Source organism: Streptomyces sp. BBFR2, from assembly GCF_044497305.1.
Classification (GTDB): Bacteria; Actinomycetota; Actinomycetes; order Streptomycetales; family Streptomycetaceae; genus Streptomyces.
Genome location: NZ_CP172415.1, coordinates 2,902,889 through 2,924,212, shown reverse-complemented (window position 1 = coordinate 2,924,212; position 21,324 = coordinate 2,902,889). Strand labels below are relative to the sequence as shown.

20 protein-coding genes are annotated in these 21,324 nt (G+C 73.7%); 17 read left to right on the top strand and 3 right to left on the bottom strand.

Going from position 1 to position 21,324, the window contains the following annotated elements:
* Window positions 1-207 precede the first annotated feature (207 nt).
* On the bottom strand, window positions 208-1,140 hold the full coding sequence (locus tag ACGH2B_RS11270) for a LysR substrate-binding domain-containing protein (protein ID WP_399087588.1): 933 nt from the start codon (window positions 1,138-1,140) through the stop codon (window positions 208-210).
* Window positions 1,141-1,225: 85 nt separating this feature from the next.
* On the opposite strand from ACGH2B_RS11270, the gene ACGH2B_RS11265 reads away from it, so the two are divergent.
* The 11 genes from ACGH2B_RS11265 (at window position 1,226) to ACGH2B_RS11215 (ending at window position 12,784) form a co-directional block, all read left to right on the top strand.
* A complete protein-coding gene (locus ACGH2B_RS11265; RefSeq protein ID WP_399087586.1) occupies window positions 1,226-2,704 on the top strand; it encodes a 2-hydroxymuconic semialdehyde dehydrogenase in 1,479 nt (492 codons plus the stop codon).
* A gap of 41 nt (window positions 2,705-2,745) precedes the next feature.
* Entirely contained in the window at window positions 2,746-3,651 is a 906-nt protein-coding gene (locus ACGH2B_RS11260; protein ID WP_399096942.1) for a 2-keto-4-pentenoate hydratase, read from the top strand.
* The gene (locus ACGH2B_RS11255; RefSeq protein ID WP_399087584.1) at window positions 3,648-4,589 is read left to right on the top strand and encodes an acetaldehyde dehydrogenase (acetylating); all 942 of its coding nucleotides are present in this window, start codon (window positions 3,648-3,650) and stop codon (window positions 4,587-4,589) included. The genes ACGH2B_RS11260 and ACGH2B_RS11255 overlap by 4 nt, the downstream gene beginning before the upstream one ends.
* Window positions 4,590-4,594: 5 nt before the next feature.
* Window positions 4,595-5,665 (top strand): 4-hydroxy-2-oxovalerate aldolase, encoded by a 1,071-nt coding sequence (dmpG, locus tag ACGH2B_RS11250; RefSeq protein ID WP_399096939.1) that lies wholly within the window; start codon window positions 4,595-4,597, stop codon window positions 5,663-5,665.
* Window positions 5,662-6,501, top strand: a complete 840-nt coding sequence (locus ACGH2B_RS11245) for a 2-keto-4-pentenoate hydratase (protein WP_399087582.1) — start codon at window positions 5,662-5,664, stop codon at window positions 6,499-6,501. The genes dmpG and ACGH2B_RS11245 overlap by 4 nt, the downstream gene beginning before the upstream one ends.
* A complete protein-coding gene (locus ACGH2B_RS11240; protein WP_399087580.1) occupies window positions 6,498-6,917 on the top strand; it encodes a RidA family protein in 420 nt (139 codons plus the stop codon). The genes ACGH2B_RS11245 and ACGH2B_RS11240 overlap by 4 nt, the downstream gene beginning before the upstream one ends.
* Window positions 6,918-6,946: 29 nt before the next feature.
* Window positions 6,947-7,480 carry a 3-hydroxyanthranilate 3,4-dioxygenase gene (locus ACGH2B_RS11235; protein ID WP_399087579.1) on the top strand — a complete coding sequence of 178 codons (534 nt, stop codon included), beginning with the start codon at window positions 6,947-6,949 and terminating at the stop codon, window positions 7,478-7,480.
* Window positions 7,477-8,514: an amidohydrolase family protein gene (locus tag ACGH2B_RS11230; protein ID WP_399087577.1), complete on the top strand. Its 1,038-nt coding sequence runs from the start codon at window positions 7,477-7,479 to the stop codon at window positions 8,512-8,514. The genes ACGH2B_RS11235 and ACGH2B_RS11230 overlap by 4 nt, the downstream gene beginning before the upstream one ends.
* Before the next feature lie 313 nt (window positions 8,515-8,827).
* A complete protein-coding gene (locus tag ACGH2B_RS11225) occupies window positions 8,828-10,096 on the top strand; it encodes a carboxylesterase family protein (RefSeq protein ID WP_399087575.1) in 1,269 nt (422 codons plus the stop codon).
* A 362-nt stretch (window positions 10,097-10,458) separates the two neighbouring features.
* Entirely contained in the window at window positions 10,459-11,391 is a 933-nt protein-coding gene (locus ACGH2B_RS11220; RefSeq protein WP_399087573.1) for a glycerophosphodiester phosphodiesterase, read from the top strand.
* 211 nt (window positions 11,392-11,602) lie between these two features.
* On the top strand, window positions 11,603-12,784 hold the full coding sequence (locus ACGH2B_RS11215) for an acyltransferase family protein (RefSeq protein WP_399087571.1): 1,182 nt from the start codon (window positions 11,603-11,605) through the stop codon (window positions 12,782-12,784).
* 75 nt (window positions 12,785-12,859) lie between these two features.
* On the opposite strand, the gene ACGH2B_RS11210 is transcribed toward ACGH2B_RS11215, so the two are convergent.
* Both ACGH2B_RS11210 and ACGH2B_RS11205 read right to left on the bottom strand, forming a co-directional pair.
* Window positions 12,860-13,612 carry a DeoR/GlpR family DNA-binding transcription regulator gene (locus tag ACGH2B_RS11210; RefSeq protein WP_399096936.1) on the bottom strand — a complete coding sequence of 251 codons (753 nt, stop codon included), beginning with the start codon at window positions 13,610-13,612 and terminating at the stop codon, window positions 12,860-12,862.
* A 1,774-nt stretch (window positions 13,613-15,386) separates the two neighbouring features.
* A complete protein-coding gene (locus tag ACGH2B_RS11205) occupies window positions 15,387-17,066 on the bottom strand; it encodes a bifunctional 3'-5' exonuclease/DNA polymerase (protein ID WP_399087569.1) in 1,680 nt (559 codons plus the stop codon).
* Window positions 17,067-17,451: 385 nt separating this feature from the next.
* Here ACGH2B_RS11205 and ACGH2B_RS11200 point away from each other — a divergent pair, with 385 nt between their 5' ends.
* The 6 genes from ACGH2B_RS11200 (at window position 17,452) to ACGH2B_RS11175 (ending at window position 21,152) form a co-directional block, all read left to right on the top strand.
* Complete coding sequence (locus ACGH2B_RS11200) at window positions 17,452-17,646, top strand: chaplin (protein WP_399096933.1); 195 nt, start codon at window positions 17,452-17,454, stop codon at window positions 17,644-17,646.
* 250 nt (window positions 17,647-17,896) lie between these two features.
* The gene (locus ACGH2B_RS11195; protein ID WP_399096930.1) at window positions 17,897-18,304 is read left to right on the top strand and encodes a rodlin; all 408 of its coding nucleotides are present in this window, start codon (window positions 17,897-17,899) and stop codon (window positions 18,302-18,304) included.
* Window positions 18,305-18,668: 364 nt separating this feature from the next.
* The gene (locus ACGH2B_RS11190) at window positions 18,669-18,902 is read left to right on the top strand and encodes a chaplin (protein WP_399087567.1); all 234 of its coding nucleotides are present in this window, start codon (window positions 18,669-18,671) and stop codon (window positions 18,900-18,902) included.
* Between the two features lie 272 nt (window positions 18,903-19,174).
* The gene (locus tag ACGH2B_RS11185) at window positions 19,175-19,465 is read left to right on the top strand and encodes a hypothetical protein (RefSeq protein ID WP_399087565.1); all 291 of its coding nucleotides are present in this window, start codon (window positions 19,175-19,177) and stop codon (window positions 19,463-19,465) included.
* Window positions 19,466-19,695: 230 nt separating this feature from the next.
* Window positions 19,696-20,106 (top strand): rodlin, encoded by a 411-nt coding sequence (locus ACGH2B_RS11180; protein WP_399087563.1) that lies wholly within the window; start codon window positions 19,696-19,698, stop codon window positions 20,104-20,106.
* Between the two features lie 635 nt (window positions 20,107-20,741).
* The gene (locus ACGH2B_RS11175) at window positions 20,742-21,152 is read left to right on the top strand and encodes a rodlin (protein ID WP_399087561.1); all 411 of its coding nucleotides are present in this window, start codon (window positions 20,742-20,744) and stop codon (window positions 21,150-21,152) included.
* Window positions 21,153-21,324 lie beyond the last annotated feature (172 nt).

The window sequence follows — 21,324 nt, the reverse complement described above, 5'->3', positions numbered from 1 at the left end:
AGAGCGGCGGCGGCGCGGGACGGGACGTCACCGGTCCCCGCCCCGGTTGCCTGAGCCCTGCCGCCGCCCCGACTGCCCGGCCGCCCGCCCCGCCGCCGACTGCCGGGCCGGGCCGTGCCGCCCGGCCCCGCCGCCGACCCCTCTCCGGGCCGCCCCGTCCCGACGCCGACCGCCCCCCGTATCCGGCGAGCCCGCGCGCCCGGGCCCCTACTCCACCAACCGCGCCAACCCCCGTGCCTCCTGGCGTAGATGGGTGCGCAGCGTGTCCGCCGCGGGGGAGAGGGGGCGGTCTGCGGGGCGGGTGAGGCCGACGGCCTGGCTGATGGATTTCAGGGGGGTGTCGATGAGGCGGAGGTCGGGGTCCTGGGTGGCGATGAGGAGGGGGAGGGCGGCGAGGGCGTCGGTGGCGAGGAGGAAGTGGCGGAGGGTGGGCATGGAGGTGCACTCGACGCGGTCGTCGGGGAGTTCGACGTCGGCGTGGGTGAAGAGTTCCTCCAGCTCGGCGCGGAGCGCGGTGCGGTCGACGGGCAGCACCCACGGGTAGCGGCGCAGCTCGGCGAGGGACGGGTGGCGCAGGCGGTGCACGGGGTGGCCGGCGCGGGCGGCGAGGCGGACCGGTTCGCGGTAGAGCTGCTCCTGGGTGAGGCGGCGCGGTGGCTGGCCGGAGAGCCGGCCGACGATCAGGTCGATCTCACCGGAGAGCACCCCGGCGCGGAGCGTGTCGGGCGTGGCCTCGCGGACGACGACGGTCACCGCCGGATGCGCCTTCTTCAGCGCGGCGATGGCGCGCGGCAGCAGCAGGTTGGACCCGGCGAGATGGACGCCGACGGTGACCGAGCCGAGGTGACCGGCGGCGAGGTGGCCCAGCTCCGCGCCGGCCTGCCGTAGCTGGGCCAGGACCGCGCGGGCGTGGCCGACGAACGACTCCCCGTACAGCGTCGGGGTCACCCCGCGGTGATGCCGTTCGAACAGCGGGACCCCGAGGATCGTCTCCAGCTCGTGCAGGGCGCGGGTGACGACGGGCTGGGTGATGTGCAGCTCCTGTGCGGCGCGGATGACGCTGCCCTGGTCGGCGATGGCGGTGACGAGGGTGAGGTGGCGCAGTTTCAGGCGGCCGTCGAGCAGTTTCTCGCTCTCCATGGGGTCACGTTATGCCCGTAGGGGCATCGCGGGGAACGCAAAGAGCATTATTCAGGCATGCCTGGCGCTCCCTAGCCTCGGCGTCATGAGCCGCAGCACTTCGCTCCCCGTGCGGGAGATCCGCAATTTCGTGGACGGCGCCTTCGTGGACGGCGTGCGCTCCTTCGACCGCTTCAGCCCGGTGGACGGCGCGCTCACCGGGCGGGTGCACGAGGCGGACGAGACCCTCGTCGACGTCGCCGTCCGGTCCGCCCGCCGCGCCCTGTCCGGCCCCTGGGGCGACACCACCGTCCCCGAGCGCGCCGAGCTGATGCGGCGGATCGCCGACGTCATCGACCGGCGCGCCGATGAGCTGGTCGCCGCCGAGGTCGCCGACACCGGCAAGCCGCTGGCGATGGCCCGGGACCTGGACGTGGCCCGCGCCGCCGCGAACTTCCGGGCGTTCGCCGACACCGTCTCCGCCGCCGGCCTCGACTCCTTCCTCACCGAGCTGCCCGGCGGGCGGACGGCGCTGAACTACGCGGTCCGCCGGCCGCTCGGCGTCGTCGCCGTCATCGTGCCGTGGAACCTCCCGCTGCTCCTCCTCACCTGGAAGCTCGCACCGGCCCTGGCCTGCGGTAACGCCGTGGTCGTCAAGCCGTCGGAGCTGACGCCCTCCTCCGCGGCGCTGCTCGCGGAGATCCTGAAGGAGGCCGGGCTGCCGGACGGCGTCTGCAACGTCGTGCACGGTTTCGGGCCCGGCTCCGCGGGCGCGTTCCTCGCCGGGCACCCGGACGTGGACGGGGTGACGTTCACCGGCGAGTCCGCCACCGGTACGGAGATCATGCGGGCGACGGCGCCGGGTGTGCGGCCCGTCTCGTTCGAACTGGGCGGCAAGAACGCCGCGCTGGTCTTCGACGACGCGGACGTGGCCCGGACGGTGGACGGGCTGGCCCGGTCGGTGTTCACCAACACCGGGCAGGTCTGTCTGTGCACCGAGCGCGTCTACGTCCAGCGGCCGGTCTTCGACGAGATCGCGGCGGGCCTCGCGGAGCGCGCCCGCGCCCTGCGCCCCGGCCGCCCCGAGGACCCGGCGACCACCACCGGCCCGCTGATCTCCCAGGCACACCGCGAGAAGGTCCTCGGCTACCTCGCCCTCGCCCGTGAGGAGGGCGCCGAGGTGCTGGCCGGGGGCGGCGTGCCGGAGATGGGCGCGGAGCTGGACGGCGGCGCGTGGATCGAGCCGACGCTGTGGACGGGCCTTGAGCACACCTCGCGCACCATGCGGGAGGAGATCTTCGGGCCGGTGGCCGGGCTGATCCCGTTCGACACCGAGGAGGAGGCCGTCCGGCTGGCGAACGACTCGCGGTACGGACTGGCGTCCTGCGTCTGGACCCGGGACCTGGAGCGCGGCCACCGCGTCGCGCAGAAGATGCGGACCGGGATGGCCTGGGTCAACACCTGGTACCTGCGCGATCTGCGGTCGCCCTTCGGCGGCTCCGGCCTGTCCGGCATCGGCCGTGAGGGCGGGACACACTCCCTCCACTTCTACACCGAGCCGACGAATGTGTGCGTGCAACTGTGACCGCTCAGGAAGCTCAACAGGGCGCGTACTGCGGTGAGTTGATAGCCGGGCGCGCCACCGCCGCCGAGATCGCGGAGGCAGCCGAACGGCTGCGCCGCGCCGCCGCCACCGGGGTGCCCTGCGCACCCGTACGGGAGCTGATCGGCGGCTGGGACCAGGACGCGGCGTACGCGGTGCAGCGGGCGGTGCGCGACGGATACCTCGCGGACGGCGCGCGCCGGGTCGGCCACAAGATCGGGCTGACCTCCCCGGCCGTACAGCGGCAGTTCGGGGTCTTCGCGCCGGACTACGGGGTGCTGCTCGACGCCATGGTCCACACCGACCGGGAACCGCTCGACCTGGGGCGTTTCCTCCAGCCGCGGATCGAGGCGGAGGTCGCGTTCGTCCTCGCCAAGGACCTGGACGGGCCGTCGGTGACGGCGGCGGAGGTGATCGCGGCGACCGACTTCCTGCTGCCCGCGCTGGAGATCGTCGACTCGCGGATCGCCGGCTGGGACATCCGGATCACCGACACCGTCGCCGACAACGCCTCCAGCGGCGCCGTCGTCCTCGGCACCACCCCGCGCCCGCTCGCCGCCGTCGACCTGCCGGGGCTCGGCGCCGCCCTCGACCACCGCGGCGAGACCGTCTCCACCGGCTCCGGCGCCGCCTGCCTGGGCTCCCCGGTGGCCGCCGTCGTCTGGCTCGCCCGCGAGGCCGCCCGCCGCGGCGATCCGCTGCGCGCCGGGGACCTCGTCCTCTCCGGGGCGCTCGGCCCGATGGTGCCGGTCACCGGACCGGGCGTGTTCCGCGCGCGGCTCGACGGGCTGGGGGAGGTCCACGCCGACTTCGTACGGGAGCCGGGTGCCCCGGAAGGAGATCGACCGGACTCCTCAACACCCGTACCCAGCAAGGGTGTTGGCGGCTCGGCTGCCGCGCCCCGCACCACCGGAAGGAGCGCCTCATGACCGCCCCCGCCGCGATCATCGGCTCCGGGAACATCGGCACCGACCTGCTGATCAAGATCGACCGGCTCTCCGACGTGCTGCACGTCGCGGCCGTCGCCGGGATCGACCCGGCGTCCGACGGGCTGGCCCGCGCCCGGGAGATGGGCGTCGCCACCACCGCCGAGGGCATCGGCGGACTGCTGCGGATGCCCGAGTTCGCCGGTGTCGAGGTGGTCTTCGACGCCACCTCCGCCGCCGCCCACGCCCGCCACGCCGAGGCCGTCCGCGCCGCCGGCAAGGCGATGGTCGACCTGACCCCCGCCGCCCTCGGCCCGTACGTCGTGCCGCCCGTCAACCTCGGCGACCACCTCGACGCCTCCGACGTCAACATGGTCACCTGCGGCGGCCAGGCCACCGTCCCGGTCGTCGCCGCCGTCTCCCGGGTGACGCCCGTCCACTACGCGGAGATCGTCGCGTCGATCGCGTCCCGCTCCGCCGGGCCCGGGACGCGCGCCAACATCGACGAGTTCACCGAGACCACCGCCGCCGCCCTCGAACAGGTCGGCGGGGCCGCCCGCGGCAAGGCGATCATCGTCCTCAACCCGGCCGAACCGCCCCTCGTCATGCGGGACACCGTCCACTGCCTCACCGGCGCGCTCGACGCGGCGGCCCAGGAGGAGGTCCGCCGGTCGGTCGCCGCGATGACCGCCGCGGTCCGCGCGTACGTCCCCGGCTACCGCCTCAAGCAGGAGGTGCAGTTCACGCCGGTCGACGAACCGTTCGTGCCGGGCACCGGCGGGCCCTTCCGCGGCACCCAGGTGTCGGTGTTCCTGGAGGTCACCGGCGCCGGCCACCATCTGCCCACGTACGCCGGGAACCTCGACATCATGACCTCCGCCGCCCTGCGCACCGCCGAATGTCTGGTCGCCCGGCGCCGGGAAGGAGCGGCAGCCCGATGAGCCCGATGAGCCCGATGAGCCCGACGGACCCGATGAACCCGACCCCGGACACCCCGCCCGCCCTGTACATCCAGGACGTCACCCTGCGGGACGGTATGCACGCCGTCGGCCACCGCTACACCACCGCGCAGGTCACCGCCGTCGCCGCCGCCCTCGACGCGGCCGGGGTCGACGCCATCGAGGTGGCGCACGGCGACGGTCTGGCCGGCTCCGGCGTCACCTACGGGCACGGCGCCCACACCGACCTGGAGTGGATCGAGGCCGCCGCCGGCGTCGTCACCCGCGCCCGCCTCACCACCCTGCTGCTCCCCGGCATCGGCACCCTCGCCGACCTGCGCCGGGCGCACGCCGCCGGGGTCCGCAGCGTCCGTATCGCCACCCACTGCACCGAGGCGGACGTCGCCGCCCAGCACATCGCCTGGGCCCGCGAGAACGGCATGGACGTCTCGGGCTTCCTGATGATGAGCCACCTGAACGACCCGGCGGGCCTCGCCCGGCAGGCGGCCCTGATGGAGAGCTACGGCGCCCACTGCGTCTACGTCACCGACTCCGGCGGGCGCCTGACCATGGACGGCGTCGCCGCCCGCGTCCGCGCCTACCGCGACGTCCTCGACCCGGCCACCGAGATCGGCATCCACGCCCACGAGAATCTCTCGCTCTCCGTCGCCAACAGCGTCGTCGCCGTCGAGAACGGCGTCCGCCGCGTCGACGCCTCCCTCGCCGGGCAGGGCGCGGGCGCCGGGAACTGCCCGATCGAGGCGTTCATCGCCGTCGCCACGCTCCAGGGCTGGCGCCACGGCTGCGACCTCTTCGCCCTCCAGGACGCCGCCGAGGACCTGATCCGCCCGCTTCAGAAACGCCCGGTCCGCGTCGACCGGGAAACCCTCACCCTCGGCTATGCGGGCGTCTACTCCAGCTTCCTGCTGCACGCCGAACGTGCCGCCGCCCGCCACGGACTCGACGTCCGGGAGCTGCTGCTGGAGGTCGGCCGCCGCGGCATGGTCGGCGGACAGGAAGACATGATCACCGATGTGGCGCTGGACCTGGCCGCCGCCCGGAAGGAAACCGCCGCATGAACTCCGCCGCAGCCAAGCTGAGTTGGGAACTCGCGGAGGCCGCCGCCGTGCTGGACGCCGCGGCCGCCGACGCCGCCCCCGTCGCCCAGCTCACCGCCACCGCGCCGCTCACCCTCGACGCGGCGTACGACGTCCAGCGGCTGCTGGTCGGGCGCCGTACCGCCCGCGGCGAGCGCCCCAGCGGCGTCAAACTCGGCTTCACCAGCCGCACCAAGGCCGCGCAGATGGGCGTCTTCGACGTCATCTTCGGCCGCCTCACCGACGCCATGCGCCTGCCCGACGGCGCCCGCGTCGCCCTGGACCGCTACGTCCACCCGCGCGTCGAACCGGAGATCGCCTTCCGCCTCGCCGCCGACGTCCGGCCGGAGGACCCCGCCGTCGACCCGGAGGCGGTCATCGACGCCGTCGCCCCCGCCCTGGAGATCATCGACAGCCGGTACCGCGACTTCCGCTTCACCCTGGAGGACGTCGTCGCCGACAACACCTCCGCCGCCGGCTACGTCCTCGGGCCCTGGACCGCGCTCGCCGACGCCGGGGACCTCGCCAACCGCGGCGTCCGGCTGGAGATCGACGGCCGCACCGCCGAGACCGGCTCCACCGCCGCGATCCTCGGCCACCCGCTGCGCGCCGCCCACGCCGCCCTGCGCCGCGCCCGCGAACTGGGCCACCCGCTGTGCGCCGGGGACGTCCTGCTGGCCGGCGCCGCCACCCCCGCCGTCGCCCTCACCCCCGGCAGCCACATCGAGGCCACCGTCACCGGACTGGGCCGCGCCGCCTTCACGGTGGCGGGCGCCGGGGACGGCGGCGCCGCCGCGACGGAAAGGAACACCCCATGAGTGACGGCATCGTCGTCCCCGGCAAAGCCACCCCGCGCGGCCGCTTCCCCCATGTCAAAACCGCCGGTGACCTGGTGTTCTTCTCCGGCACCAGCAGTCGCAGGCCGGACAACTCCATCGCCGGTGCCGCCGCCGACGACATGGGCGCCACCACCCTCGACATCCGCGAACAGACCCGCGCCGTCCTCGCCAACGTCCGCGAGGTGCTGGCCGCCGCCGGGGCCACCCTCGACGACCTCGTGCAGGTCACCACGTACCTGGTGAACATGAACGACTTCGCGGGCTACAACGCCGTCTGGGCCGAGCACTTCGACGAACGCGGGCCCACCCGCACCACCGTCGCCGTGCACCAACTGCCCCACCCGCACCTGCTCATCGAGATCCAGGGCATCGCCCACCGCCCCGCCCGGCCGTGACCGCCCTGCCGCCAACCCGAGGAGTACCGATGGACCTGCCCCCGGTCATCAACTTCGCCCAGTGGGTGCGCGACCACGCCGACGACCTCAGGCCGCCCGTGAACAACCGGCAGATCTGGGACGGCAACCGCGACTTCATCGTCCAGGTCGTCGGTGGACCCAACGCCCGCACCGACTACCACCTGGAGCCCTACGAGGAGTGGTTCTACCAGGTCAAGGGCGATATGCACGTCAACGTCATGGTCGACGGACGGCCCCGGCGCATCGATGTCCGCGAGGGCGAGATGTTCCTGCTGCCCGGCGGCGTGCCGCACTCCCCGCAGCGCCCCGAGGCGGGCTCCGTCGGCCTCGTCGTCGAACGCGTCCGGGACGAGGGCACCCGGGAACGCTTCCAGTGGTACTGCCCGGCCTGCCACGCCCTCGTCCACGACGTCGAACTCCAGGTCCGCGACATCGTCCGCGACCTCCCCCCGGTCTTCGCCGCCTTCCACGGCGACACCGCAGCCCGTACCTGCCGCGCCTGCGGCACCCTGCACCCCGGCAAGGGCGGAACCGCACCGTGAACAGAACCACCCCCGGCGCCCTCCCCGGCGCCGCCCGCTTCGACATCCACACCCACTACGTGCCCCGCGGCTGGCCCGACCTGACGACCGCCGCCGGGCCCGCCCCCGACTGGCCCTCGCTCCGCGTCACCTCCGAACGCGAAGCCATGATCATGGTCGGCTCCCGGGAGTTCCGCCGGATCGGCGCCGACTGCTGGGACGCCGGCACCCGCCTCGCCGACATGGCCGCCGACGGCATCGACGCCCAGGTCGTCTCCCCGACACCGGTCTTCTTCAACTACGCCCGCCCCGCCGGCCAGGCGGCCAAGGTCGCGCGGATCTTCAACGACCTCGCCCTGGAGATCTGCGCCCCCGCCCCCGACCGGCTGCTGCCCTTCGCCCAGGTCCCCCTCCAGGACCCGGACGCCGCCTGCCGCGAACTCGACCGCTGCCTGGCCAACGGCCACCTCGGCGTGGAGATCGGCAACCACGTCGGCGACCGCGACCTCGACGACGAGGGCGTCGTTACCTTCCTCCAGCACTGCGCGGACCGCGGCGCCCCCGTCTTCGTCCACCCCTGGGACATGCCCGCCTCCCCGCGCCTGGACCGCTGGATGGCCCAGTGGCTGACGGGCATGCCCGCCGAGACCCACCTCTCGGTGCTCGCCCTCATCCTCGGCGGCGTCTTCGACCGCGTCCCCGACACCCTGCGGATCTGCTTCGCCCACGGCGGCGGCTCGTTCGCGTTCTGGCTGGGCCGCCTGGAGAACGCCTGGCACCGCCGCGCCGACGTCATCGCCACCTCCGCCCACCCGCCGTCGCACTACACCGACCGCTTCTCCGTCGACTCCGTCGTCTTCGAACCCGCCGCCCTGCGCACCCTCGTCGACACCCTCGGCGCGAGCCAGGTCATGGTCGGCAGCGACTACCCCTACCCCCTCGGCGAACGCCCCGTCGGCGCCGTCGTCCACCGCTCCGGCTTCCTGACCGAGGACGAACGCACCGCGATCCTGGGCGGCAACGCCCGGCGCTTCCTGGGGCTGCCACCCCTCTGACCGGGACGGCGCCCCCGCCCCGATCGGCTCAACCGGCCGCTGCCCAGGGCGGCTTGGGCCACGGATTCCGGCGGCCGGTGTCCGCCCCGCCTCCCCCGGGCGAACCGGCCGCCGGACCCCGTACGTTGTACGGGGCGGCGGCTGCCGGGAGCCGCGGCGGCGCCGGACGGCGGCCCACCGGGCCCCACGCCCGCACCGGACGGCGGCCACCGGACCCGCCCCGCTCCGGCGACGGCGGCCACCGGAGCCGCCCCGCACCGGCGACGGCCACCCGCACCGGGCAGCGCCCACCCGCACCGAAGGAGACACGCGCGTGAACACCGAACCGGGACGCCTCGTCGACGTCCCCACCGACCGGGGACCCGTGCCGGTCCGCCGCACCGGGCCCCTCCGGTACGCCACCGCCGCACGGTTCCGGCCACCGGTGACCGTCCCCGCGGGCACCGACGTCCCGGTGCCCGGCGCGATGTGCCCGCAGCCGCCGTCCCGGCTCCGCGCCGTGATGGGGCCCTCCCACGACCTGCCGCAGGACGAGGACTGCCTGCACCTGAGCATCACCGCCCCGGCCGCCCCCGCACCGCCCCGGCCCGTCCTCGTCTTCCTCCACGGCGGCGGCTTCACCAGCGGCTCAGGGCTCCTCGACTGGTACGACGGGGCCCGGCTCAGCGCCGAGGGCGACCTCGTCACCGTCTCCGTCAGCTACCGCCTCGGCCCCCTCGGCTTCCTCCGCCACCCCGGCATCGCCCCCGGCAACCTCGGCCTCCTCGACCAACTCGCCGCACTGCGCTGGGTACAGGCGAACATCGCCCGGCACGGCGGCGACCCCGCACAGGTCACCGTCGCCGGACAGTCCGCCGGGGCGATCTCCCTGGCCCTGCTGCTGCGCCACCCCGGCACCCCGGGCCTGCTGCGCCGCGCCATCCTCCAGAGCCCGGTCCTCGGCCCCGCACAGACCACCCCCGCCGAGGCCGAGGCGGAGGGCGCCGACTTCCTGGCGTCGCTGGACGGCGACCCGTTCACCGCCGGGCACGACGCCCTGCTCACCGCCCGCGCGGCCGCCGCCGCCCGCGTCACGGAACGCACCGGCAACCGCGTCTCCCCGCCGTTCTCCCCCGTAGTCGGCGCCGACCCCGTCCCCGCCGTCCCGCCCGCCACCGGCCTCGACGGCATCGACCTGCTCATCGGCTGGAACCGCGAGGAACTGACCGCCTTCGGCCTCTCCCGCCCCGACGCCCGCGCCGCCGAGGGCCCCGCCTTCGCCCGCCCGATCGCCGACTTCACCGCCTGGGCCACCACCGCCGGCGCCCGGACCACCACCTACCGCCTCGACTGGGCCCCCGAGGGCTCCCCCTTCGGCGCCGTCCACTGCCTGGAACTCCCCCTCCTCCTCGGCGACGAGGCGGCCTGGCGCGACGCACCGATGCTCGGCGAAGCCCCCTGGCCCGGCATCGACACCTTCGGCCGCGCCCTGCGCCGCGCGTGGACCGGCTTCGTACGCACAGGAGACATCGACCCGGCGACCACGACGGGCCACCCGGTCACCTGGAACCCCGCCCTCCCCCCGACCACCCCGGCCGCATAAGCCCCGCCGACCTCACCCCGTAAGCCCCTTCCCCCGCCCGCCACCGCCTCCGGCGGGCCCCGCACGGCCCCCCGACCGTGCGGGGCCGCGCCATACAGGGACCCACCGGGCGCGCGGGGCCACGCGTACGACGACGGGCCACGGGGGCGCTCACGCGCGGGCGCGCCTGCGCAGACCGTCCTCCCTCCGCCGCCCGGCCCCGCCTGTGCCCCCGGACAGCCGCCCCCGACTCGCCCCGCCGCCGCCCCCGGGCGACCGTCGAGAAGTGTCGTCCGCCGGGACCGTGCGGGCTCCCGGCGGCGCGGCACGGGGCGGGACCGCCGCGGTGCCGTCCGCCGGGCGAACGAGCTGGAGGCAGCACCGTGCCGCACGTACCGCTACGGCGCGCCGCCGCCGTCGCCCTGCTCGCCGCCCTCGCCACCGGCACCGCCCTCACCGCCCCGGCCACCCGCCCCGGCACCCGGACCACCGCCACCCGGACCGCGGTGCACCCGGCGGCCCACCCCCGCGACGACCCCGGCGGACCCGGCCAACCGGGCCCGCCGACCCCCGCCGTCGCGTCCCCGCTGGTCATCGCGCACCGCGGCGCGTCCCGCCAGGCACCGGAGAACACCCTCGCCGCCGTCGACGCCGCCCACCGCGCCGGGCTCACCTGGGTCGAGAACGACGTCCAACGCACCCGGGACGGACAGCTCGTCGTCGTCCACGACGCGACGCTGCGCCGCACCACCGACGCCCCGCGCGCCCTGCCCGGCCGCGCCCCCTGGCGGGTCGCCGACCTCACCGCCGCCGAGATCGCCCGGCTCGACGCCGGGAGCTGGTTCGCCGCCCGGTTCGCGGGGGAGCGGGTACCCACCCTCGACCGCTACCTGCGCCGCCTGGACCACAACCACCAATCGCTGCTGCTGGAGTTGAAGAACCCCGCCCGCTACCCCGGCATCGAGGCCCAGACCCTCCGCCTGCTCCGCGCCGAAGGCTGGCTCGACCGCGCCCACCTGGGACGGCTCGTCGTCCAGAGCTTCTGCGCCCGCTGCGTCGGCACCGTCCACCGCCTCGCCCCGCGGCTGCGCACCGCCGTCCTCGGCGCGCCCGCCCCGCGCGACGCCGCCCGCTACGCCCGCTTCACCGACGGCATCAACCCGCCGATGAACCGCCTCACCCCAGGCTGGACCGCCGCCGTCCACCGCCTGCGCGGCGCGCACGGCGACCCGTTGCGCATCTGCGGCTGGGGCCCGGAGGCGGCCCCCGGCGCCCCCGCCGCCGCGGCGCGAGGAATCGACGGAGTTGTCGCATAACGTGCCCGCGGACGGTATCCGGCCCTTGCGGGGCCTGGACAGGCGGGGATTTACGGGATTCGCGCGGCAGAGCTAAGGTGCCTGAGATGTTCGACGCCGCCACGCCCCCCGCATACGTATCAAGACGCAGGATCAGGCCGATGGGTTCCGATGCGGCACCCGGCGCGATCCCCCGTCTTTCCCCTCCTCTGGGTTCGTACCGGGAGGGCCCTTGACGCACGACATACCCGACCACGGTGACCGCCGGGTGCCGATGCCCCCACCGGCCACCGCGGGCGGCGCCACCGCCACGGCCCTCGCACCGCCCGCCGTGACGGCCGTTCCCCGGCAGCCCACCGCACCGCGGCAGGACGCGGCACCCGCGCCGAAGAAGCAGCGGGACGCGTTCTTCGACAACGCCAAGTACCTCGCCATCGTGCTGGTCGCGATGGGCCACGCCTGGGAACCGCTGCGCGACGGCAGCCGCTCCGCCGCCGCCCTCTACATCACCGTCTACGCCTTCCACATGCCGGCGTTCATCATCATCTCCGGCTACTTCTCGCGCAGTTTCGACATGCGCAAGGACCGGCTCCAGCGGCTCGTCACCGGCGTCGCCGTCCCGTACATCCTCTTCGAGACGGCGTACACGCTCTTCAAGCGGTGGGCGAACGACGACCCCGGATACCCCATCAGCCTCCTGGACCCCTGGTACCTCACCTGGTTCCTGGTCGCGCTCTTCATCTGGCGGCTGACGACGCCGCTGTGGAAGGTCGTCCGCTGGCCGGTGCCGCTGGCCCTCGCCGTCGCCGTCGCCGCCTCCGTCTCACCGGAGATCGGTGACGACCTCGACCTCCAGCGCGTGCTGCAGTTCCTGCCGTTCTTCGTCCTCGGACTGAACCTCAAGGCCGAGCACTTCACGCTCGTCCGCAACCGCAGGGCCCGCATCGCCGCCGTCCCGGTCATGGCCGGCGCGCTGCTCTTCGCGTACTGGGCCGCGCCCCGGATGAACGCCGCGTGGTTCTACCACCGCGACGCCGCCCAGGAACTCCACGCCCCCTGGTGGAGCGGCGCCGTCATGACGCTCGCCATGTTCGGCTGCTCGCTGGTCCTCGTCGCCTGCTTCTTCGCCTGGATCCCGGGCCGGACGATGTGGTGCACCGCCCTCGGCGCCGGCACCCTCTACGGCTACCTGCTGCACGGCTTCCTCGCCAAGGGCTCCCGCTTCTGGCACTGGTACGACGCCGCCTGGCTGCACACCCCGTGGGGCGCGATCGTGCTGACCCTCCTCGCGGGCACCGTCATCACCCTGCTGTGCACCCCGCCCGTGCAACGCGTCTTCCGCTTCGCGATGGAACCCAAGATGGACTGGGCGTTCAGGAAGGACCCGGTGGGCGCCGCCCGCCACCGCCGCTGACCCCGTCCGCGGACACCAGGGCGCCCGCCACCGGAACACTCCGGCGGCGGGCGCCCTGCCGTACACCGCGCCACGTCACGCCCGGTGCGGCTCCTCGGACACCAACTCGTAGCGCACCCCCAGCGACTGCAACGCGTCCTGCTCCGCCTGCGGCAGCCGTACGTCGGAGATGACGAGGTCGAAATCGGCGAGCGGCGCCAGCTCGTACAGCGCCTGACGGCCGAACTTCGAATGGTCGACGAGCAGCACCTTCCGCCGCGCCGCCGCCATCAACGCTCGCTTGACCAGCACGTTCTCCTGCGCCTGGTGGTAGCAGTGGCCGTTGTCGACGGCCGAGGTGGACAGGAAGGCGACATCCGCGCGGAAGCTGCGGGCACTGTCGGCGGTGGACATGCCGAGGAAGGCGTTGAACGCCGCGTGGTACTCGCCGCCCAGCGCGATCACCCGGATGTCGGGCTCCTCCGCCAACTCGTTGATGACCTGGAGGGAGTTGGTGATGACGGTGTACGCCCCGCGCGAGGAGAGCGCCCGGGCCAGCGGCAGCGCCGTACTGGAGTCGTCGATGATCACCGCCTGCCCGGGCTCCGCGATGGCCAGCGCCGCCGCGCAGATCGCCTCCTTCGCCGCGACCTGCTCGTTCCCCCGCCACCGCGCGTTGGACTCGAAGAGCGCGTTCGGCGCGGCCGTCGCCCCGCCCCGCACCTTCCGCAGCCACCCCTGGTGCTCCAGCGTGTCCAGATCCCGGTGCACCGTCATCTGACTGACACCCAGCTCCTGTACCAACTCCTCGATGGTCACCTGCCCCTCGGCCAGCACCCGGTCCGCGATCCGCTTACGCCGCTCCCGCGGGGAGAGCTTCGCGGGCGGCTCGGCCCCGGCTTCCGGAGCGGGAGACTCCGCGGGCCCGGCGGCTTCCGTACGTCCGGCGGTTGCCGCGCGCCCGGCGGTATCCGTACGCCCGGCGGCCGGTGCGTGCTCGGAGGGCTCTGTGCGGCTGGTGGGGGGTGCGTGCCTGGCGGGCTGTGCCTGTCCGGTGGCTTCCGTACGCGCGGAGGCCGGGTCGTGTCCGGTGGGTTCCGTCCGGCTGGTGGCCGACGCACGTCCGGCGGTCCGGGCCTGCCTGGTGGCTTCCGTACGTGTGGAGGCCGGGTCGTGTGCGGTGGGTTCCGTCCGGCTGGTGGCCTGCGTGTGCCCGGGGGCCTGCGCCTGTCCGGCCGCCTCCGGCTGTTCGGTGGCCTGCGACTGTCCGGCCTTCTCCGGCTGTCCCGGGGAGACATGCGGGTGGCCACTCCCCGGGCCGGGGGACAGCGGGGCCGGGTCCGTGGCCTGTGGGTCCGTGGCCGGGCGGCCCGTCTCCGTGGTGCGCGAGCCCGCGCCCGTGGCCTGCGGTTCCGCAGACGGGGGCCGTGGGCCCGAGCCCGGGCCCTCCGCTTCCGCGCGGCCCGCTCCCGGGCTCCGCTGACCTGCCGCCGGGCCCGGCGACTCGGCCCCCGGGGCCCGGCCGAACGGGCCCCCGTCCGTGACCGAGTCCCGATTGCCTTCGCTGTCGGTCAACGCGTCGTCCCTTCGCGGATCGGATGTCGGCCGCCCTCAGCACGGCCGGCCCCCTCCCCGGGATTTTAGGTCGTGCCTCGAATCGGCGTGCGGGCTGTGGACCGACAGCCGAACCCACCACCCGGCCCCCGGCCTTGCCTCCGCCCGAGCCGGTCCCTCCGTGGACGGGCCTTGCCGGGCGCGCTGCTCCGGCTGTACGTGCTGCGCCGGGCCGGCCGGTGCCGGATCCGTTCGCCGGGCCTTGCCCCGCGCCCGCAGACCGGTGCGCCCGCCCGAGCTTGCCCTCCGTCGCCGGGCCTTGCCGGGCGCGCTGCTCCGGCTGTACGTGCTGCGCCGGGGCCGGCCGGTGCCGCGTCTGTCCACGGGGCTTTGTCCCGCGCCCGCGCGTGCCTTTTCCGTGGACGGGCCTTGCCGGGCGCGCCGCTCCGGCTGCGCGTGCTGCCCCGGGCCGGCCGGTGCCGCATCCGTCCGCCGGACCCCCGCGCCCGCAGACCGGTGCGCCCGCCCGAGCTTGCCCTCCATAGCCGGGCCTCGCCGGTCGCGCCGCTCCGGCTTTACGCGATGCCTCGGGCCTGCTGGCACCGCACCTGTCCACGGGACCTCGCCCCGCGCCCGCGCACGCCCGAGTTGTCCCCGGTCGGCCGGGCTCCCCCTCACGGCCGTACACCGAGGCACCTCACCCGGTGCCGCGCCGGCCTGTCGCGCGAGCCCACCCGCACCGGCGAGGAGCACCGACACCGCCCCGGCCGGCCGGTCTCCCGCCCTCACGGCCGTACACCGAGGCACCTCACCCGGTGCCGCACCGGCCTACCGGGCGAGCCGCACCCACACCGGGCGAGCCGCACACGGTTCCCGTGCCCGTGCCCGTACGCAGCCCTGAAGGGAGCCGCAGGGTCGGCACACGGCCCTCGCCCTGTGCCCGCGTCCGTACGCCGACCGTTCGGCCGCACCCTCGCCTGCGGCACTGCGGCACTGCGGCACTGCGGCATGGCGCACCCGCCGCCCGCACCGCCGCACCCGATACGCGAAGCCCCCTGCCCCCGCCCCCTCACTTCGCCTCCCCGTAGCAATCCACCACCGCCGTCGTGAACGGGAACCGCACCGGAGTGGGGCCGAACGTCAGCCGGCCCGCCGCGTCCGCCGCCGACGCGATCGCCGCCGCGACCGTCTCCGCCTCCTCGGCGGGGCAGTGCACGATCACCTCGTCGTGCTGGAAGAAGACCAACTCCGCCCGCAGGCCCGCCTCGTGCAAGGCGCGCCGCAGACCGGCCAGGAGCAGCAGCGCCCAGTCGGCGGCGCTGCCCTGCACCACGAAGTTACGGGTGAACCGGCCGCGCGCCCGCGCCGCCGCACCCCCGCCGTACCCGGAACTCTCCCGCTCCTCCTCCTGCGGCAGCCCGGCCTCCTCCGGGGGCGCCACCGACGCGGGCGGACACGTACGGCCCAGCCACGTCCGCACCAGCCGCCCCTCCTCGCCCGCCCGCGCCGCGTCGTCGACGTACGCCACCGCCGCCGGGTAACGCCGCCGCAGATCGGCCAGATGCTTCAGCCCATCGCCCGACGTCTGCCCGTAGATCGCGCCCAGCAGCGCCAGCTTGGCGCGGTCCCGATCGCCCCCGAAGGCCCGCGCGGCGAGATCCGCGTAGAGGTCACGGCCGGTGCCCGCCACCTCCATCAGCCCGCGATCGCGCGAGATCGCCGCCAGCACCCGCGGCTCCATCTGATCGGCGTCCGCCACCACCAGCCGCCACCCCGGGTCGGCCCGCACCGCCCGCCGGACCACCTTCGGCACCTGGAGCGCCCCGCCGCCGTTCGTCGTCCAGCGGCCGGAGACCGTCCCGCCCGGCAGATACTCGGGGCGGAACCGCCCGTCGTGCACCCACTGCTGCAACCACGCCCAGCCGTGCGCCGTGTGCAGCCGGTACAGCGCCTTGTACGCCAGCAGCGGCGCCACCGCCGGATGGTCGATCCGCTGCAACTCCCACTTCCGCGTCGAGCTCAGCGCGATGCCCGCGCCCGCGAACGCCCGGACGATGTCCTGCGGCAGATCGGGCCGCACCCGCGCCCCGCCGAACGCCCGCGACACCTCCTCGGCCAGCTCCGCCATCCGCCGCGGCTCCAGCCCGCCGGGGAACCGCTCACCCAACATCTCGTCCAGCAACGCCCGGTGCACATCGGCCCGCCACGGCACCCCGGCGTACGTCATCTCCGCCGCGACCAGCATCCCCGCCGACTCCGACGCGAGCAGCAACCGCAGCCGCTCCGGCAGCTCCGCCCGCTCCGTACGCGCCACCTGGCCCGCGTAGACCTCCACCAGCGCCGTCAGCCCGTCCGTCCCCGGCGGCAACGGCACCGGCCCCGGCTCGAACAGCGACGGCTGCGTATCGGCCGCCCGCACCGGCGCGTCCGGCGGCACCGGCAGCCCCCGCAGCCGCGCCCACGCCGCCGCCAGCGACCGCGGCTGCCCCCGCTGCCCCTCCTCATGCCCGATCAGCAGCGCCTCGGCCGCCTCGACGTCGTAACACCGCTCCACCCGCAGCCCCGCCGCCAGCAGCCCGCGGTACAGCTCGGGCGTCGAGCGCCACACCCACCGCTCGACCTCGGGCCGGGCCCGCACCGCCGCCGCGAGCGACGGCTCCCGCACCACCGGCCCAGCGGGTCTGCCGTCCGGAGCGAGCGGGCAGAGACGCACACCCCCGTCGTCCGTCTCCGCCACTGCCCATCTCATGCCGTGAGTCTTGCACCAGGGTCTGACAATCGGCCCTGACCAGGCATTTCGTGTCTCCGCACGCGCTTCGCGGCACATCGCCGTACGGTCCGCGGGCACACGGCCGCACGGGGCGGGCCGCATCCGCCCGTCCGCACGCCGGGCACGCACCCCCGCACGCCCGCGCGGGCCACCCACCGGGACCCCTACGAACACTCCTGCCCCGGATTCACCCGAAAGTGGCGCCACCAGTTGGCGGTTCATGCGTTGAACAGCTTGTCGCTCCACGCGGCTGTGCGGCGCCCAGGCGTCCGTACATGTCCCGATAGCTGCTTCAGTGAAGAGGTTCGCCGTGAAGTTTGTCTCCAAGGCCGCCGTTCTGTCCGTCGCCGCGGGTATCGCCGTCATGGGTGGGGCCGGTGTCGCCTCCGCCGCGGGCCACGGCGCCGGCGCCCAGGGTGCCGCCGTCGGTTCCCCCGGCGTCGTCTCCGGCAACGTCATCCAGGTCCCGGTCGACGTCCCCGTCAACCTCTGCGGCAACAGCATCAACGTCATCGGCCTGCTCAACCCGGCCTTCGGCAACACCTGCGTCAACGCCTGACGCCTCCCGGCAGGCGTCCGTACGAAGCGGACCGCCCGCCACGAAGGCCGGTCCGGGACCTCGGGGTTCCGGACCGGCCTTCGCCGTTCCCGGCCGCGGGACACGGCCCGCCGCCTCACGCCACCCGGATGCGGTGATATCTGCCTATGGTTTCGCGTCATTCGGGTGAACCGGCGAAACCGCACCCTGTGAAGCAAGTTGTCCAGGACGCTCCGGATACGGGCACTCCGCTTCGAAAGGGTAAATCGTGATCAAGAAGGTCCTGGCCACGACGGCCGTAGCCGCGTCCCTCGTCGGCCTCTCGGCGACGGTCGCCCCCCAGGCGATGGCGACCGGCAACGACAACGGCACTTCCACGGTCAACGGCAACGGCGCCAAGACCGCCTACGGCAACTCCACCACCAAGGGCAAGATGAGCCCGCAGCTGGAGCTGATCCAGGGCACCCTGAACGACCTCTGCGTCGGCCTGCCGCTCAAGGCGAACGTCGGCTCGCTCATCGGCCTGGTGCCGATCACCGTTCAGGACGTCAACGTCCTGTCCAACCCGCAGAACCAGCAGTGCACCAAGAACTCCACCCAGGCCAAGGGCGACGAGCCGCTGTCGCACATCCTGGACGACATCGCGGCGCTGTCCGCGAACGGTGTCGGCAACCGCTGATCCCGCGTCAGCCGCCGGCCGGTTCCCCGGTTCTCTCCTCCCGGGCGGACCGGACCGGCGGCGCCCCGCCGCACATGTGTGGCGGGGCGGCACCACCCCTCTCGGCAGGAATTCGTATTCGGCGAATCCCTCGTACGTGTGTCCCGCGGTGGCATTTTGACGACAGGGCTGTGCGAAAACACGGCGCCCATCGACGGGCGGTCCAGGCCGTTCGGACGATTTTTCCGAAAACTTCTCCGCGGGAGTTTCGTCGGCGAGGGGACATCGTTACCAATATCGGCAGCGGAGTGACGGGCGAGCGGTTTGCGCCCGTGCGGCACGAAGGACGTGCGCGCTATCGAACCGCTGCAGGAAAGGGCTCAAAGTGAAGTACACCAAGATCGCCGCTGTTGCCGCCGGCACGCTGATGGCCGTCGGTGCCGCCTCCCCGGCGTTCGCCGACGCGGGTGCCAACGGTGTTTCCGCCAACTCGCCCGGCGTCATCTCCGGCAACACCATCCAGGTCCCGGTCCACGTGCCGATCAACCTGTGCGGCAACACCATCGACATCATCGGCCTGCTCAACCCGGCCTTCGGCAACACCTGCGTCAACGGCTGATCCGAAGCTTTTCGGATTGCGTTGTCCCGGTCGGCCCCGGTGCACATTTCGTGTGCCGGGGCCGACCGGTTAACCGCCCCGAATTCGCCGCGTTCACGGAACGTTGCGTGTTTTTCGGCGCACGTTCCGGGAGAGACGCATGTTCGGGGGTTTCTCCGCGTGCGGGGAATCGTTGGGCAGAGGGAATGCGGTGATCCGAGCAGTGAAGTGAATGCTCACGCGGCCGGGATGTCGCGCCCCGTCGAACACCGCCCGGGAAGGGACAGTTCACAGTGAAGTACGCGAAGTCCGCCGCCGTTCTGGCCGGTTCCGTCATGGCTCTCGGCACGGCTGTTCCCGCTTTCGCGGAAGGGCAGCCGCCGATGCCGAGCATGAGCCTCAACGGCGGCCTCAACGACGCGCTCCACAGCGAACAGCTCGACGGTCACCAGTTCCAGCCGCTGGTCGACACCGTCGCGGGTGCGGCGAACAAGGCGAAGTCCGGGTCGAAGAAGATCCTGGGTGGCGCCACGGGGGCGACCCGGGACGGAAAGCTGCTCGGTGGTCTGCCGCTCGGGAAGTAATTCCGTACGCGGGGCGCGGCGGGTGGGTGCGGGAAGGCTCAGCACCGGAGAATTCCCGGTTCGCGACGCCGGATGCCCCGTGTTCCTGCGGGTACTTCCCCGGCGATTCCGATCCCGCAGTGCGGATCGGGGACGCCGGCTCATTTGAGTGAATCAACGCAACTCGGCCGGCCGGTCGAAGTTGGGCACGTTGCCCGGCCCCGGGCAACTCGGAAAACGAAGGACAACCAATGATCAAGAAGGCTCTGGCGACCGCAGCCGCGGCTGCGTCCATCGTCGGAATCTCCGCCGCTGCCGCCCCGCAGGCGATGGCGACCGGCAACGACCACGGTACGAGCACCGTCAACGGCAACGGCGCCCTGCAGTCGTACGGCAACTCCGCCACGTACGGTTACATGAGCCCGCAGATCGGTCTCATCCAGGGCTCGCTCAACAAGCCTTGCATCGGTCTGCCCGCCAAGCTGAACCTCGGCTCGCTGATCGGCCTCGTACCGATCACCGTTCAGGACATCAACGTGCTGTCCTCGCCGCAGAACCAGCAGTGCACCGAGAACTCCACCCAGACGAAGGGCGACGAGGCGCTGTCGCACATTCTGGACGACATCCCGATCCTCTCGGCCAACGGCGCCGGCAACCGCTGACCGGCGCGATCTGACCCGGGCCGCCCGGCCCTCCTTCTTCCGGACGGTCCGGGTTTTCCTTTGCCCATCTCCCTCTTCCTTCCGGAAGGTTTCCGGTGTGGTGATGCGTACGGATATCGGAAGGTGTGCGCGCAGGGGTTACGGAATGCTTGCGCGGGAAATGTGGGCGGAGAATTTCGGACTGTCGGAAACGTGTCGGGAAATGCGGTACTGAATTCTCGGCATCGTTATCCGTACGTGACCGTTACCGGTCCGGGTCATTCGTTGGTCATGGCGTGTGGAGGGGCGCATACCCATGCGTTCGCGGGATTGATGGGGTTGCGGACGCGTGGGTATGCCGCCGGAAGCGGCACCGGGCCCGCGTCGCCGGAGTACCGGCGGCGCGGGCCCGGTGCCGCTTTCCGGATCCGTCAGGTCTTGGGCAGCTCGGCGGTCCGGGCGGGCCGGGGCGGGCGCTGCGGCCCAGGGGGCGTTTCGGGTGGTGTGGCGCGGGGGCGCGTGTGAGCGAAGGGTGACGGCCGGGCATCCGAGGGATCGCCATCTGTTCGGGTGACGGACCGGAACCAGGCGCGGTGTGGCGGGTTGTTGAAACAGGGCTTCTGTACCGGAAGTCCTTGTACCGAAGGGTTTGCACGATGAAGAAGATCATGGCGGGCGCCGCCGTCGCGGTGTCGATGCTCGGGTTCTCGGCCGCGGCGGTCCCGCAGGCGATGGCGACCGGCAACGACCACGGCACGACCACCGTCAACGGCAACGGCGCCGAGACCGCGTACGGCAACTCGACGACGCACGGCAAGCTCAGCACCCAGCTCGGGCTGGTCCAGAGCTCGCTGAACAACCTGTGCCTCGGTGTACCGGTCAAGGCGAACGTCGGCTCGCTGATCGGCCTGCTGGTGCCGATCACGGCCCAGGACATCAACGTCCTGTCCAACCCGCAGAACCAGCAGTGCGCCGAGAACTCGACCCAGGCCAAGGGTGACGAGCCGCTGTCGCACCTGCTGGACGACATCTCCGCACTGTCCGCGAACGGCGCGGGCAACAGCTGACGGCCGGCGGCCCGGCCGCCGCGTACGTTCCCGGGTGGCCGGGCCCGTGACCTCCATGGCGCGGGCCCGGCCACCCGGGCGTACGGGGGCGGGGGCGTTCTGCGGGGCGTGGTGGGGCGGGAGGGCCGGCCGAGGGGGTGTGCTCGGCGGCCGGCCGAGCGGATCCGGCGGG